Here is a 15113-nt window from a genome sequence, read left to right on the forward strand (position 1 = left end):
AAGGTTACCGTCCACAGTTCTACTTCCGTACAACAGACGTAACAGGTACTATCGAATTACCAGAAGGCGTAGAAATGGTAATGCCAGGTGATAACATCAAAATGACAGTATCATTAATTCACCCAATCGCAATGGCAGACGGTTTACGTTTCGCTATCCGTGAAGGTGGTCGTACTGTTGGTGCTGGTGTTGTTGCTAAGGTTATTAAATAATTTAAACCTACTACATTAAGTATAAAGCGCATAAATAAATGCGCTTTATTAACTCCTATATAATTTTACGTTTACCTTTTAAAATCTTTATAAACAAATTTTCCTATAAAAATTCATATTGATGAATAATAAAAGTCAATTATGTCTTAAATAACTAAACTCATTTTAAATATTAATTAATGACTTTTTAGTTATTAATTGACATCTCTTTTCTCGCCAATACGTTATCTTCGAAATTTTAACTTTTCATTCATTAAATCACGCTAAGAGGAGATGTCGCTTTCAATTAACTTAACTGCAATAATAAATTTACTCATTACTCTTAAAGTTTTATTATCAGAGTTTAAACCATCAAATTTTTTATTTATATAATGGAAAAAATTATTCTTTTAATAATTATAAAAAATTTTGGATAGTTAATTTTTACAAGCAATATAATTAATACTTCCTATATTTTCATAACCATCGTAACCTACACCACCATTTACAGAATGTACAACAAACTGTCTGTCATTAGTATAATTATCTCTAGTCCAGTAATGTTTAGATCGCCATGCAGATTCTGGATAAGTGTTTTCGTTCATTGGTCCCCATTCAGCGCCTAAACTAAAATCAATAGATCTCGTATAGTTATTATCATGATATTTCCATTGCATCGGCGCACTATTTTTAGGTGAATTAGTTAGTTCTTTCCTACTTAATACCTTTTCTGTTCCACCACATTTGGTTGTTGAAGCTTCTAACCATCCTCCATTATAATCTCCTGTAGGAACTGCCCATACATTGGTAGGTGTAAACGTATAATTAAATTTCATTAATTCATTTTTTTTATTTACTACTTGAACAGTTATTGGTCCTGACGGTTTTTTCCACAATGTTACAAATCCCTGATAGTCAACATCAACAACATCTTTTGAAAAAGATTTAATATTAAACTTATAATCCGTCTGTGCTCCAACCATGACTAATTGGAATTTTGCACCAGGGAATCCTGTGGTCGGAAATATTCTACCATTTGAAGCGTTTGGATTTGCTTTAAAACCTAAATCCAATATATAATCAGGCGAATGCCCTCCTCCATATTCTGGACTAATTACAGCATTATCAAGATTCCATTTTTCAGAATTACCATTTACATCAAAACTATGCCATTGTGCATTTTGAGTAATTATAGTTGCATTAGGTCTTGCGTAGCATATTTTAGGCTTTAATGAAATCTCATAAAATTTAGTTATTAGCAAAAAATCACTTTCTTTTGGTATACCATACTGTGAAAATGTTTGTACTTTTGAACCTATTTCCAATTTTAATGGCATTGGATAACCACTTCCACAACCCATTATCTTATTATTATCACCTTTCGGTATTTTCTTATCATTAGCATCATACCATTGGAAATAAGCATCTTTCTCTAAAAATGGGTGAGTTGGATCAATGCTATCTCCATCAATGTCTTGATAATTTATTTGAGGATCTAATGATCCATAACCAAATATTTTGATACTGAAATCATTAAATGTTAAATCACCATCAAATTCCTTTATTTCATTTTCTTTTATATTTCCTGTTGATTCACTATAAAATACTCCATTCAATGTAAACCCATGTTTATCTGATGCTAGCTGAGTATTAATAATCTCTGGTGCGTAACCATGAATACCGTTTGCAGTTTTTGTTGCCAAACCATAAGCGGAAGGTAAGTTTACTAAGCACACTGAAAAAATAGTTAAACTTAATTGATAAATTAGTTTTCCTAAAAATAGGACTAAGTTAAAGATATTTGATTGTGATGTCTTAAAATAAGATAAAAGTCTTCCCTTAATTACGTTGTCAGTTGTCAGTTGTCCTTTATATTTTAACATTTTAAGCCAAACCTCATAAAAATTAATATATTATTAAAAAAATTAATCAAATAGACTTTGGCAATAATGAGTTAGTCACCAAATTTAATTCAATGTGATCATTATAAAATAATTAAACAACTTTGCATTTTTTTTAAGGTAAAGCTTTGTTAACTTAAACTGTTATTTAAAAAATAACATAAACCACTAACAACTTTAATTTTGGTTAATTATATAAATTTTTTATCTCAATTGACAAATGTCATAGTGTTTCTTGTTTTTGTGTAAATAATAATCATTATCATTAAATCGAATGAGAAGTGAGACGTTATGTGCAGAAAAAATAAAGTTATTCAAATAAGTATATTAACCCTATTCTATTCGCCTATGATGTTTAGCGGTTATGCATTAGCCGAGACAAGTCATGATACAATTATTGTTACCCCTAATGATAGTGATAATAGAAAAAATTCATTGTCTCCGACTTTTCAGCAGGAACAAGTTAAACAAAAACAAACTGCTGGAGCAACTAACTTAATCATTCCAGAACAGGAAAATAGATTATCCACACTACAAGATGCGCTTGATTATCAACCTAGAATTATTATTCAAAATTTTTTTGGCGGTACAGATCAACCAAGATTAAACATTCGTGGTTCCGGAGTGCAAAGCGCGCCACTATCAAGAGGGGTCTTACTATTACAAGATGGGCTACCTATCACGGATGCTGATGGTAATTTCCATATTAGTACCTTAGATATGCGTGAAGCTCGGTTAATTTCAGTTTACCGTGGAGCCAATAATACCCATCCTCAAGCTAATAGTTTAGGGGGAGAATTGAATTTCATCTCATACACAGGAAAAGATGAACTTGGTAGTGCTCGTTATGAATATGGTGCATTTGGTCGAGAAGCCGCACAAATCGCATTAGGTCATAGCGGTTATGATATGGATGGTCGCATTAGCCTATCTTATGACCATTTTGATGGTTATCGAGATCATTCAACTTCGCAACGGAAAACGGTTCGATCTAACTTTGGTTATAGTAATGAAAACTTTGAAAATAGAACATGGTTAAGTTGGACAGATTTACGTTTTGATATTCCAGGACCTTTATCGCAACGTAAAAGCAAAAGTGATCCAACGAGTATTTTTAAAGTTGTGCAAATGCGGGATCCGCATCGTAATGTTCAACAGGGGCGTATTGCTAACCGCGCAAATTGGACCCTAGATAACCAAGCCATTGAGCTAGGATTATGGTATCAGCGTACACATGATAATTTTGTTACGCCAACCGATTATGTTTTAAGTGATAGTAACACTATTGGTAGTCAATTAACTTATAATATGACCTTTGATAATTTTAGCTATCGATCAGCTCTAGCATGGGATAAAACCAATCTTGATCGTCAATTATTGATGAATCGACGTCATACCAAAATGAATAAACGTTCACTGGGAAAATATGATGCTACCGCAGAAAACGTATATGGTTCTATTAGCTCCTTATGGCAAATCAACAATGAATGGCAACTCAATTTAGATACTAAAATTACGCATGCCAAACGAGAGGTTGATGCGCGGCACAATAAAAACGCCCTTGATCAAGCATGGACATTTTGGTCACCCAAATTAGGGGTAATTTGGAATCAAACTAATGATACGCGATTTTATGCCAATTTAAGCACCAGTAACGAACCCGCATCCTTTCGTGAAATTATTACTAGCGATGGCATGAAAGCCAAAATTAACAAATTAAATCGTCAAAAAGGCATTACTGCTGAAATTGGTGGTAATGGTAAGATAACCCAAGAATTAAACTGGGATATTGCTTTATATAGAAGCATCATTAAAGATGAATATATTACCACTTACGACACAAGTGGAACGGCAATAGGGGTATTTAATTATGGCGCCAAAACACGTCATCAAGGGATAGAAGCAGGCCTAAAAGGACTAATACCTTCAGTTTTTATTTCTGGCGATATTGAATATCATCTAGCTTGGACGTATAACGATTTTCGTTTTATGGGTGGCGAATATAATCGTAATTATATTGCCGGCATCCCAAAAAATACGATTACTGCAGAAATTTTATATAAATATGATAACTGGACACTTGGCCCAAATATTCACTGGTCCCCAACAAATACGCCGGTTGATCATGCCAATAATATGAATGTTCAATACCGAGATAAATATGTAGCTTTAGGCTTTAAAATTAATTATCAAAATTCTAATGGTTGGTCGGCTTATTTAACTGCAGATAACCTAACCAACAAACATTATGCTACCGCCTCGGTTGCTAATAATGTAGTAAAATCAAAACAAGAAAATACTTTATTCCCAGCTATGGGATTCAATCTCAATAGTGGGCTTGTTTATTACTTCTAAAAAGTGTATCTGACAGTAATGCTGTCAGATACAGCTACTTAAAATGAACGTTGAGAAGGAAGCGTAAGCTGGTGAAGATAGGTTCTCTTTAAAATTGTTACCTGATTCAATTTAATTTCAATTATTTTTTGTTTACGCCAACTAGAAATTAGTCGGCTTAACGTTTCATAACGGATACCGAGCTTAGTTGCCAATTGACTGCGTGATATTGGTAACACAAAACTTGTATCTTGTTTCGAAGATAACGATAAAATATAAGTAGCTAAACGCTGTTCTGCCGAACTGGATGTTAACCAATCGATGTTATTAATTTGTTCGTATAGTTTAGTACTAAATTGCACTAACAAGCGTTGCATAACAATAGGATTATTCATACAAACTTGTAATACGCTATTTTTTTCAAGTAATAATAATGAGCAATTAGTTTTTGCTCGAATTGTCATGGGAAAGCGATTATGAGGCATAAACACTGCAACAATGGCAACTAATTCATAAGGCGAAAAAATCCCAAAAACTTTTTCTTCACCTAAATAAGTATTTCTAAATACCTCAACTTTACCAGCAAGAACCAAAGAACAACCAGAAAAAGGCATACCTTCATAACTAATTAGCTCACCGGTACTAAATTCCATATAACTAGCATTTTCAAGGATTGGTATTAATGCATCAGTGGTTAACCCATCAAACATTTTTACATTATTTAACCAAGTTAAAATCTCATCTTGAGTTGGTATATTTTTGACAAATGTCATAGGGATTGCCTAATAATAAATTTAGAATGACTTCAATATAATTGATAATAATTCTTATTTCAATAAATAAAGCCTTATTATTAATTATCAATAACCATATGAATTATAATGTTTTTTAACAAAAATGATTTAACCACTTATAACCTATATCATAAGCATTGACCAAAATAACAATTATATTTTGTTTTGCACTTACTGAAAAACAGGAGCATCTTATGCCAAATAATATTATTCCTCCAGCACAAGAACTAAATTTAGCTTCATTAATTAAACAAACGGAGCAAGGTATTGCTAGTCGAGTATTAGCTAAAACATCTGGTGGTAACTTAACCTTATTTGCTTTTGATAAAGGACAAGGTCTCTCTGAACATAGTGCACCATTTGATGCGATCGTTATGGTCATAGAAGGGCAATTAAATTTAATTATTGATGGCAAACCAGTTAAAGCTGAACCAGGAACGATAGTAAAAATGCCAGCTAATATCCCTCATGCTGTTGAAGCACCAATACCAGCAAAAATGCTATTAATTATGTTGAGAGAAATCACATTAAAGACTAATTAAACTAAGGATAGACAATGGAACAAATTAAAAAAGAAGCTGGCCATAAATTTCTTGCTCGTTTAGGGAAAACAAGGTTACGCCCAGGGGGAAAGAAAGCTACGGAATGGTTATTTAAACAAGCAGAATTTACGCCACAAAGCCAAGTGTTAGAGATCGCATGCAATATGGGTACGACCTCTATCGAAATAGCTAAGCGATTTAAATGCCATATTATTGGTATCGACATGGATAAAATGGCATTAGAGAAAGCCAAACAAAATGTTATAAAAAATAATGTTAGTCAGTTAGTCGATATACAACAAGCCGACGCTTCCAAATTACCTTTCCCTGATAACAGCTTTGATATTGTAATTAATGAAGCGATGTTAACCATGTATGCAGACAAGGCGAAAGCTCGCTTACTCAGCGAGTATTTTCGAGTATTAAAACCAGGTGGAAAATTATTAACGCATGACATTATGTTAGTAAATCCAGAAAACTCTCAAGACATCATGGCACAGATTCATAATGCGATCAATGTTAATGCACAGCCTATGAGTCATGATGAATGGATTAATCTTTTTTCAACTATAGGATTTATCAATATAAAATCAGAACATGCCGCTATGACGTTAATGTCACCACGAGGTATGATTACCGATGAAGGATTTTTTGGTGCAATCAAAATTGTTGGTAATGCATTACATAAACAAAATCGACCACAATTTATCAAAATGTTTAAAACATTTAGAAAAAATAAAAAATACCTTAATTACATTGCTATCTGTAGTGTCAAACCGAAATAATAAAAAACTATTAGGTATAGCTGAATATCATGACTAAATAGTCTTTTTTTGCTATAGTGGACATCATTTTATTTAATTTGGATTAATGAAAAACTATGGAATCTATACCTAATTGCCCGGCTTGCCAATCTGAACACACTTACCACGATGGTACTTTTTATGTTTGTCCGGAATGTGCACACGAATGGGATCCAAATCAAGAAACTTCGACAACCGATGAATTACAAGTTAAAGATAGCAATGGCAATTTGTTAGTTGATGGCGATGATATTATTTTGATTAAAGATTTAAAATTAAAAGGCTCATCAACCGTCCTCAAAAAAGGCGCTAAAGCTAAAGGCATTCGTCTAGTAGACGGTGATCACGAAATTGATTGTAAAATCGATGGCATGAAAGTAATGCTTAAAGCCTGTTTTGTTAAAAAGGCTTAATAATTTAAAGCAACATACAACTTTTTAATATAAGCTAATAAATTGACTTTGTTAGCTTATATCGTTATTTTTCCAGACCAAATCCACAACCTTTAATAAAAAACTAATATTTCATCACCTATAAAAATAAATACTTCTGGTAATCTTAATTTAAATGTGGTATAAAACGCGCGCGATATTTCAGATTATTTTTATTGAAAATAATCTGAAATATCAGCATAAAATTTAATAATTAATTAACGTTATAACACACACATATCATTACTCTTTGCCGGGGTGCCTTTTACTTAAAGTAATAAGGTCGGATAAAGCGGATATGTGGAGGCATAACCCCAACGTAAAAATGAGGAAATCATGACTACAGTATCAATGCGCGATATGTTACAAGCAGGTGTACACTTTGGACACCAAACTCGTTATTGGAACCCAAAAATGAAACCATTTATTTTTGGTGCTCGTAACAAAGTTCACATCATCAATCTTGAAAAAACAGTACCAATGTTCAATGAAGCATTAGCTGAATTAAACAAAGTTGCTGCGCGTAAAGGTAAAATTCTATTTGTTGGTACAAAACGTGCTGCAAGTGAAGCAATTAAACAAGCAGCAGAAAGCTGTGGACAATACTACGTTAATCACCGTTGGTTAGGTGGTATGTTGACAAACTGGAAAACAGTACGTCAATCAATCAAACGTTTAAAAGATTTAGAAACACAAGCTAATGATGGTACATTTGATAAATTAACCAAGAAAGAAGCACTTATGCGTGCTCGTGAAATGGCTAAATTAGAAAATAGCTTGGGTGGAATTAAAAATATGGGTGGCTTACCCGATGTGATTTTTGTTATTGGTGCAGACCATGAACATATCGCAATCAAAGAAGCTAACAATTTAGGTATTCCAGTCATTGCTGTTGTTGATACTAACTCAGATCCAGATGGTATTGATTACATTGTTCCTGGTAATGATGACGCAATCCGTGCAATTCAATTATATGCAAATGCAGTTGCTGAAGCAGTACGTTCAGGTCGTGAACAAAACCAATCTCCAGTATCTGAAGAAAGCTTTGTTGAAGAAGCTCCAGCAGCAGAATAATAAACTCAAATATTTTCAGGGTCGATAATATCGTCGACCCATTCTAATGAAAATCATCATAATGGTTAAATAGAGGATTTTAAAATGGCTGAAGTTACCGCTTCTATGGTAAAAGAACTGCGCGAAAGAACTGGCGCAGGTATGATGGAATGTAAAAAAGCATTAGTTGAAGCAAATGGTGATATCGATCTTGCTATCGACAACATGCGTAAATCAGGTCAAGCCAAAGCAGCTAAAAAAGCAGGTCGTGTGGCAGCTGAAGGTGTAATTATTTCTAAAATTTCAGCAGATAAAAAAGTTGGTGTTATTTTAGAAATTAACTGTGAAACTGACTTTGTTGCTAAAGATGCTGGTTTCTTAGAATTCAGTGATAAAGTAGCAACAGCTGCTTTAAATGATAAAATCACTGATATTGCAGCTTTACAAGCAAAATTTGAAGAAGAACGTACTGCATTAGTTGCTAAAATTGGTGAAAACATCGGCATCCGTCGTGTTCAACAAATTACTGGCGATGTAGTTGGTAGTTATCAACACGGTGCACGTATTGGTGTTTTAGTTGCAGCTAACAGTGGTTGTGATGAAGAATTAGTTAAACACATTGCAATGCACATTGCAGCAAGCAAACCAGAATATGTTGACCCTAGCGATGTACCTGCAGATGTGGTTGAGCATGAACGTAATATTCAAATTGATATTGCAATGCAATCTGGTAAACCTCGTGAAATCGCAGAAAAAATGGTTGAAGGCCGTATGCGTAAATTCACTGGTGAAGTATCACTTACTGGTCAACCATTTGTAATGGATCCAAGCAAAACAGTTGGTGATTTACTTACTGAGAAAAAAGCGACTGTTGCATCATTTATCCGCTTTGAAGTGGGTGAAGGTATCGAAAAAGTCGAAGTTGATTTTGCAGCAGAAGTGGCTGCGATGTCGAAACAATCTTAATTGTTTTATCAAAACCGCCTTCATGGCGGTTTTGTTTATCCACAAAATATTTTAAAATGATTGCCGGCTAGTTATGCTAGCTTTTTAAGTAATTAAATAACGAAATAGTGAGACTTCATATGGTAACCCCTTTCTATAAACGTATCCTTCTCAAACTTAGTGGTGAAGCGCTGCAAGGTGATGAAGGTTTTGGTATTGATCCAACCGTTCTTGATCGTATGGCTCAAGAAATTAAAGAACTTATCGACATGGGAGTTCAGGTTGCTGTTGTTATTGGGGGTGGTAATCTATTTCGTGGTGCAGGACTTGCTAAAGCAGGCATGAACCGTGTTGTTGGTGACCATATGGGTATGCTTGCCACAGTAATGAACGGTCTTGCTATGCGTGATGCATTGCACCGAATTGAAGTTAATGCCCGTTTGATGTCGGCAATTCCATTAAACGGCGTTTGTGATGATTATCGCTGGACTGAAGCAATCAGCTTGCTTAAACATGGTAAAGTCGTTATCCTTTCGGCTGGAACCGGTAACCCATTTTTCACAACTGACTCAGCAGCCTGTTTAAGAGGTATTGAAATTGAAGCTGATGTGGTTTTAAAAGCAACCAAAGTTGATGGTGTTTATTCAGCCGATCCGGTAAAAGATCCTAATGCAACACTTTATAAAACACTTAATTACGAGAAAGTGTTAGATGATGAATTAAAAGTGATGGATTTAGCCGCATTTACATTGGCTCGTGATCATAATCTACCAATTTGTGTGTTTAATATGAATAAACCGGGGGCATTACGTCGCGTCATTCTAGGCGAATCAGAAGGAACATTAATCAATAATCAGGCTACAGTTAGCTGCTAGTCTTATTTATTTAAAAAGGTTTTTATTATGCTAAATGAGATTCAAAAAGAAGCGCAAGAGCGCATGGAAAAAAGTATTGATGCGTTTCAGAATCATATTTCTAAAATTAGAACTGGTCGTGCATCGCCAAGTTTATTAGATGGCATTATGGTTGAGTATTATGGTAGCCCAACACCACTTCGTCAATTAGCCAATATAGTTGCTGAAGATGCAAGAACCCTTGCAATTACAGTATTTGATAAATCATTAACACCATTAATTGAAAAAGCAATTTTAACTTCAGATTTAGGATTAAATCCGGCATCAGCGGGTACCGTTATTCGAGTTCCGTTACCACCGCTTACTGAAGAGCGCCGTCGTGATTTAACTAAAATTGTTCGTGGTGAGGCAGAGCAAGGCCGTGTATCGATCCGTAATATCCGTCGTGATGCCAATGATCAAATCAAAGCATTATTGAAAGATAAAGAAATTTCTGAAGATGATGAACGTAAATCACAAGATTTAATTCAAAAAGCTACTGATGCTGCTATTAAAAAATTAGATGCAGTACTTGCAGAGAAAGAGAAAGAATTAATGGAATTCTAATCTATTTCAAAAATTCATAAATACCATTTTGACGCCCAATTTTATTAAATTGGGCGTTTTTATTTATTTCTTTAACATATTAATAATAGTTGTTATATTTCAAATTCTCACAAATTAGCGATATAATGTTATTAAAGTAACATTATTTGGTTATGTTTGTTATTTTTATAACATTACTATTTACAGATTAACAAAATTAACTAGATTTAACATTAATAAAAAATTTAAGGAAACCCTTATGGATTATGCAAAGTATATTGATCATACTTTATTAGCGATGAATGCGACTGAAGATCAGATTCGAAAACTCTGTGATGAAGCAAAAGAATATCATTTTTATTCTGTGTGCGTTAATTCTGGCTATGTACCTTTAGTGGCAGAGTTATTAAAAGGTAGTGATGTAAAAGTATGTTCAGTAGTCGGTTTTCCACTTGGTGCTATGCTTACGTCAGCTAAAGCTTATGAAACAGAAATGGCTGTTAAAGCTGGTGCAGAAGAAATTGACATGGTAATCAATGTCGGTTGGCTAAAAAGCAATAATTGGGATGCAGTTAAAAATGATATCGAAGCGGTATTCAAAGCCTGCGGTTCAGTACCATTAAAAGTTATTTTAGAAACTTGCTTATTAACCAAAGAAGAAATTGTTAAAGTTTGTACAATTTGTAAAGATATTGGCGTTGCTTTCGTCAAAACATCTACCGGCTTTAGTACTTCTGGAGCAACAGTTGAAGATGTAAAATTAATGCGTGAAACAGTCGGTGAAAATATGGGCGTGAAAGCGTCTGGTGGTATTCGTGATCGTATGACTGCCGAAAAAATGGTTCAAGCTGGTGCAAATCGTTTAGGCGCAAGTGCTGGTATTGCAATCGTTTCAGGTAACAGTACATCATCTAGCAATTACTAATCAATCATAACAATAAGTTACATATATATTATGTAGCTTTTTGTTATTTAGGAAAAACAATGGAAACTCAACCACAAAAAAGAATAAATGAACTCCTTGAAATCCTAAAAAACACTGACAAGATTCACCTAAAAGCAGCGGCAGAAAAATTAGCAGTGTCAGAAATGACTATCAGGCGTGATCTTAACAATTGCCCCTCCTCATTAATTGTCTTAGGTGGCTATATTGTCAATGAAGACCGTCATTCAATCGCAAAATATTTCGTTTCAGATCAGCAGGATAAGCAAGTTGAAGAAAAAGCTTATATTGCAAAACTTGTTAGTCAATTTATCAATGAAAACGATACAATATTTTTTGATTGTGGCACCACCATGCCTTTTATCATTAATGCAATAGATAATGATATTGCATTTACTGCTATCTGTTATTCATTAAATAGTTTATTGGCACTACAACATAAACCTAAATGTAAGATCATTTTATGCGGTGGTCAATTCCAACCAAATAATGCTATCTTTACAAGTTTACATCAATCCAACCAGTTAGATTCTATCTGTCCGAATAAAGCCTTTATTTCAGCAGCAGGTATTGATTTGCAACAAGGAGTAACTTGTTATCATTTTGAAGAATTAGATATGAAGCAACAAGCAATGAAAAAATCAGCGCAAAAAATATTGATTGCCGATCATACTAAATTTAATCAAATAAAGCCGGCATTTATTAGTGAATTGACTTTGTTCGATCAGATAATTACTGATAAACTGCCCGATGAGAGATTTGTTTCTTTTTTTAATGAAAACAACATAAGTTTAATTTACTAATATGAAAAATATCACAATTTTAGGCTCAACTGGTTCAATAGGTTGCAGCACTTTGGCCGTTATTCGACAAAATCCAGATTTATTTAAAGCATTTGCTTTAACTGGTGGGCAGAATGTTGGCAAAATGACTGAACAATGTTTGGAATTTAGGCCAAATTATGTCGCAATGGCTGATGAACAGGCGGCACAGCAACTTAGAAAAAATCTGCTTGAGCTAAAATTAAATATTGAAGTATTACATGGTCAACAAGCTATATGCGATTTAGCAGAGCTTACCGAAGTAGATATGGTAATGGCAGCTATAGTCGGGGCAGCAGGATTAAAACCAACACTTTCCGCCATAAAGAAAGGCAAACGAATTTTATTAGCAAATAAAGAATCTTTGGTAACTTGTGGTCATTTATTTATGCAGGCAGTCAAACAGTATGGTGCACAGCTATTACCTGTTGATAGTGAACACAATGCAATCTTTCAGAGCCTACCAACAACAGTCCAACAAAATTTAGGATTTGCTAATTTAACCGATTATGGTATCACTAAAATTGTCCTAACGGGTTCTGGAGGGCCATTTAGAGATTTACCACTCAATCAATTATCTAGTGTCACACCCGAACAAGCTATTGCTCATCCTAACTGGTCAATGGGTAAGAAAATCTCTGTCGATTCGGCCACCATGATGAATAAAGGACTAGAATATATTGAAGCCCGTTGGCTATTTAATGCTAGTGCTGACGAGATGGAAATTATAATTCATCCACAATCAATAATACATTCAATGGTTCGTTACCAAGATGGTAGTGTAATTGCCGAGCTCGGAATGCCTGATATGTGTACACCAATAGCCTATGCCATGTCATATCCAGATAGAATTTCATCAACGGTCCCAGCATTAGATTTTACTAAAATTTCATCACTCACTTTTACTCAACCTGATTTTAATCGCTATCCTTGTTTAAAATTAGCGATTGATGCATTTAATCAAGGACAAGCTGCGACCACGGCACTTAATGCGGCTAATGAAATTGCTGTAGAGGCATTTCTTCAAAACAAAATCGGCTTTATGGATATAGCTAAACAGGTATCAACAGTTTTAGAAACACTTGACTTTCCTGAACCAACCACGATTGAAGACGTATTTGCTATCGATCTATGGGCAAGACAAACCTGCATAAAATTATAGCTATACGGCCAAAAAGTTAGGAGCATTTCCCTGCTAACTTTTTATGAACTCGGCAGGGACACCCCATAGCAATAACATTGCTAGGTATATCACGATCAACAATGCTTCCGGCAGCAATAACACTATTATCACCAATTGTTACACCCGGTAATACAATAACATTACCGCCAATCCAAACATTATTACCAACCGTAATCGGTTTAGCAAACTCCAATCCACTACTCCTCGTTTGGCTATCAAGTGGATGACCTGAAGTATAAAAACCGCAATTAGGCGCGACAAGGACATTATCACCAAATGTTACTTTAGCTGCGTCTAATATAATACAGTTAAAATTAGCAAAAAAATCCTCGCCGATTTCAATATTATAGCCGTAATCACACTGAAAGCCGGGCATTATGGTAAATTTCTGTTTCGTTTTTCCTAATAATGTCTTGAATAATCGTTGCCGTTTATCAATAGCACTTGGCGATAATTGATTTAACTGAAAACAGATATCTTGGGCATAAAGCCGTTCATTTTCAAGTTCATCGATACTAGGATCATAAAGTAGTCCTGTTAGCATTTTTTGTTTTTCTGTCATTATTTACACCATTTGTTTAGCAATTAGCGCTGGGTTATCACTAATAAAGGATTGTAAAAATGCACTATCCGGTAATGCTGTTAATGCGCCTTTTTTAGTAGTAGCCAATGCCCCACAAGCGCTGGCTATCGTCATCATACTTTCTAACATTAATTTATCTTCCGGCATTCCCGATGAAGCAATACTACTAAGTAATCCAGCAACAAACGCATCGCCTGCGCCTGTTGTATCAATACTATTAACATGGAAAGAGTCGAAACTAAACGTTTTACCTTGCCATAACACAATACTACCGTCTTTACCTTTAGTGATTAATTTAAGTGGTGCATTATAATGTTGTTGCAGTTTATTAAGTGCTACATGCCAATCTTGACTTTCCGTTAACCAGAATAGCTCTTCATCTGAAAGTTTAAGAATATCTGCATCGTGACAAAATTGGGTAATAATAGTGCGCATTTCATTTTTATCCTGCCACATTTGTTCGCGCAAATTAATATCAAAGCTAATTAAGCCATTTTTGGCAGTCAGCTTTTCAATAGCTGTTTTTAATGTTTGTCGACAGGTTGTGCCAACTAACGCCAAAGAACAAAAATGTAAAATGTCCTGATTAAAATCCGGCAATGCTTGTTCAGATAAAAATTGATCAGCTGAAGGCGAAACAAGAAAAGTGAAACTGCGTTCACCATTATCTCCTAAATCAACTACCACAGTACTCGTTCTATGCTCATCGTCCTTTTCAAGACTTTGACAATCAACATGATGTTCACAAAAAGTTTTTTCCATAAAGTGGCCAAATGGATCATTACCAACTCGACCAATAAAAGCCGATGGTAGCCCTAACTTAGCTATCGCAATGGCAACATTCGCGGGAGCCCCACCAGCACAAGCTCGATAGTTCATTTCACCAAATGGCAATAAGTCAATAACGGCATCACCAAGAGACCATACTTTTGTATTTTTCATTTTGTCACTCATATTATTGTTAAAAAGGATTGAATGTATGTAACACGATTAATGTTATTGCACTATACTTTTCGATTAAATTAGTTAATTAATGACTAATTAATTGATATGCTGATAATCAATATTAATAATAAACTAAATCATTTATAAAAAAAATCATTGTTAACGTTAAAAATATGTGACTAGTATCACATAAATTAACGTTTAT

General features: G+C 34.3%; 15 protein-coding genes and 1 pseudogene. 12 read left to right on the top strand and 4 right to left on the bottom strand.

All coding sequences use genetic code 11. The features are described from left to right. Positions 1 to 212, top strand: a pseudogene (locus B6C99_RS02055) (elongation factor Tu); the annotation flags it as partial. Between the two features lie 416 nt (positions 213 to 628). Here B6C99_RS02055 and B6C99_RS02060 read toward each other — a convergent pair. Next, complete coding sequence (locus B6C99_RS02060) at positions 629 to 2074, bottom strand: hypothetical protein (protein WP_086358310.1); 1446 nt, start codon at positions 2072 to 2074, stop codon at positions 629 to 631. A 309-nt stretch (positions 2075 to 2383) separates the two neighbouring features. Between B6C99_RS02060 and B6C99_RS02065 the strand changes: the two genes are divergently transcribed. Next, positions 2384 to 4447, top strand: a complete 2064-nt coding sequence (locus B6C99_RS02065) for a TonB-dependent receptor domain-containing protein (RefSeq protein WP_086358311.1) — start codon at positions 2384 to 2386, stop codon at positions 4445 to 4447. A 38-nt stretch (positions 4448 to 4485) separates the two neighbouring features. On the opposite strand, the gene B6C99_RS02070 is transcribed toward B6C99_RS02065, so the two are convergent. Next, positions 4486 to 5199 carry a Crp/Fnr family transcriptional regulator gene (locus B6C99_RS02070; protein ID WP_086358312.1) on the bottom strand — a complete coding sequence of 238 codons (714 nt, stop codon included), beginning with the start codon at positions 5197 to 5199 and terminating at the stop codon, positions 4486 to 4488. A 215-nt stretch (positions 5200 to 5414) separates the two neighbouring features. Between B6C99_RS02070 and B6C99_RS02075 the strand changes: the two genes are divergently transcribed. From B6C99_RS02075 to ispC, 10 genes are all read left to right on the top strand, one after another. Further along, complete coding sequence (locus B6C99_RS02075; protein ID WP_086358313.1) at positions 5415 to 5762, top strand: cupin domain-containing protein; 348 nt, start codon at positions 5415 to 5417, stop codon at positions 5760 to 5762. A gap of 14 nt (positions 5763 to 5776) precedes the next feature. Next, positions 5777 to 6547 (top strand): class I SAM-dependent methyltransferase, encoded by a 771-nt coding sequence (locus tag B6C99_RS02080; protein WP_086358314.1) that lies wholly within the window; start codon positions 5777 to 5779, stop codon positions 6545 to 6547. A 95-nt stretch (positions 6548 to 6642) separates the two neighbouring features. Then, positions 6643 to 6978: a zinc ribbon domain-containing protein YjdM gene (locus B6C99_RS02085; RefSeq protein WP_065579134.1), complete on the top strand. Its 336-nt coding sequence runs from the start codon at positions 6643 to 6645 to the stop codon at positions 6976 to 6978. A gap of 354 nt (positions 6979 to 7332) precedes the next feature. Further along, a complete protein-coding gene (gene rpsB, locus B6C99_RS02090; RefSeq protein ID WP_065579133.1) occupies positions 7333 to 8070 on the top strand; it encodes a 30S ribosomal protein S2 in 738 nt (245 codons plus the stop codon). Positions 8071 to 8154: 84 nt separating this feature from the next. Further along, complete coding sequence (gene tsf / locus B6C99_RS02095; protein WP_065579132.1) at positions 8155 to 9015, top strand: translation elongation factor Ts; 861 nt, start codon at positions 8155 to 8157, stop codon at positions 9013 to 9015. Positions 9016 to 9134: 119 nt separating this feature from the next. Next, positions 9135 to 9869: a UMP kinase gene (pyrH, locus tag B6C99_RS02100; protein WP_065579131.1), complete on the top strand. Its 735-nt coding sequence runs from the start codon at positions 9135 to 9137 to the stop codon at positions 9867 to 9869. Positions 9870 to 9896: 27 nt separating this feature from the next. Continuing rightward, a complete protein-coding gene (frr, locus tag B6C99_RS02105) occupies positions 9897 to 10454 on the top strand; it encodes a ribosome recycling factor (protein WP_065579130.1) in 558 nt (185 codons plus the stop codon). A gap of 238 nt (positions 10455 to 10692) precedes the next feature. Then, on the top strand, positions 10693 to 11358 hold the full coding sequence (deoC, locus tag B6C99_RS02110; protein WP_065579129.1) for a deoxyribose-phosphate aldolase: 666 nt from the start codon (positions 10693 to 10695) through the stop codon (positions 11356 to 11358). Between the two features lie 59 nt (positions 11359 to 11417). Then, positions 11418 to 12179: a DNA-binding transcriptional repressor DeoR gene (gene deoR / locus B6C99_RS02115; RefSeq protein ID WP_065613725.1), complete on the top strand. Its 762-nt coding sequence runs from the start codon at positions 11418 to 11420 to the stop codon at positions 12177 to 12179. A 1-nt stretch (position 12180) separates the two neighbouring features. Next, positions 12181 to 13359 (top strand): 1-deoxy-D-xylulose-5-phosphate reductoisomerase, encoded by a 1179-nt coding sequence (gene ispC, locus B6C99_RS02120; RefSeq protein ID WP_086358315.1) that lies wholly within the window; start codon positions 12181 to 12183, stop codon positions 13357 to 13359. Between the two features lie 16 nt (positions 13360 to 13375). Here ispC and B6C99_RS02125 read toward each other — a convergent pair whose 3' ends face one another. After that, a complete protein-coding gene (locus B6C99_RS02125; protein ID WP_173795325.1) occupies positions 13376 to 13945 on the bottom strand; it encodes a sugar O-acetyltransferase in 570 nt (189 codons plus the stop codon). Further along, positions 13946 to 14905: an aminoimidazole riboside kinase gene (locus B6C99_RS02130; RefSeq protein WP_065613721.1), complete on the bottom strand. Its 960-nt coding sequence runs from the start codon at positions 14903 to 14905 to the stop codon at positions 13946 to 13948. Between the last annotated feature and the right edge of the window lie 208 nt (positions 14906 to 15113).

Origin of the sequence: Gilliamella sp. N-G2 (assembly GCF_002142215.1) — a bacterium.
Lineage (GTDB): Bacteria > Pseudomonadota > Gammaproteobacteria > Enterobacterales > Orbaceae > Gilliamella.

Excerpts from the sequence above, each read along its gene's own strand:
- B6C99_RS02060 (WP_086358310.1), bottom strand. The coding sequence starts at position 2,074 with ATGTTAAAATATAAAGGACAACTGACAACTGACAACGTAATTAAGGGA.
- B6C99_RS02065 (WP_086358311.1), top strand. The coding sequence starts at position 2,384 with ATGTGCAGAAAAAATAAAGTTATTCAAATAAGTATATTAACCCTATTC.
- B6C99_RS02070 (WP_086358312.1), bottom strand. The coding sequence starts at position 5,199 with ATGACATTTGTCAAAAATATACCAACTCAAGATGAGATTTTAACTTGG.
- B6C99_RS02075 (WP_086358313.1), top strand. The coding sequence starts at position 5,415 with ATGCCAAATAATATTATTCCTCCAGCACAAGAACTAAATTTAGCTTCA.
- B6C99_RS02080 (WP_086358314.1), top strand. The coding sequence starts at position 5,777 with ATGGAACAAATTAAAAAAGAAGCTGGCCATAAATTTCTTGCTCGTTTA.
- B6C99_RS02085 (WP_065579134.1), top strand. The coding sequence starts at position 6,643 with ATGGAATCTATACCTAATTGCCCGGCTTGCCAATCTGAACACACTTAC.
- rpsB (WP_065579133.1), top strand. The coding sequence starts at position 7,333 with ATGACTACAGTATCAATGCGCGATATGTTACAAGCAGGTGTACACTTT.
- tsf (WP_065579132.1), top strand. The coding sequence starts at position 8,155 with ATGGCTGAAGTTACCGCTTCTATGGTAAAAGAACTGCGCGAAAGAACT.
- pyrH (WP_065579131.1), top strand. The coding sequence starts at position 9,135 with ATGGTAACCCCTTTCTATAAACGTATCCTTCTCAAACTTAGTGGTGAA.
- frr (WP_065579130.1), top strand. The coding sequence starts at position 9,897 with ATGCTAAATGAGATTCAAAAAGAAGCGCAAGAGCGCATGGAAAAAAGT.
- deoC (WP_065579129.1), top strand. The coding sequence starts at position 10,693 with ATGGATTATGCAAAGTATATTGATCATACTTTATTAGCGATGAATGCG.
- deoR (WP_065613725.1), top strand. The coding sequence starts at position 11,418 with ATGGAAACTCAACCACAAAAAAGAATAAATGAACTCCTTGAAATCCTA.
- ispC (WP_086358315.1), top strand. The coding sequence starts at position 12,181 with ATGAAAAATATCACAATTTTAGGCTCAACTGGTTCAATAGGTTGCAGC.
- B6C99_RS02130 (WP_065613721.1), bottom strand. The coding sequence starts at position 14,905 with ATGAAAAATACAAAAGTATGGTCTCTTGGTGATGCCGTTATTGACTTA.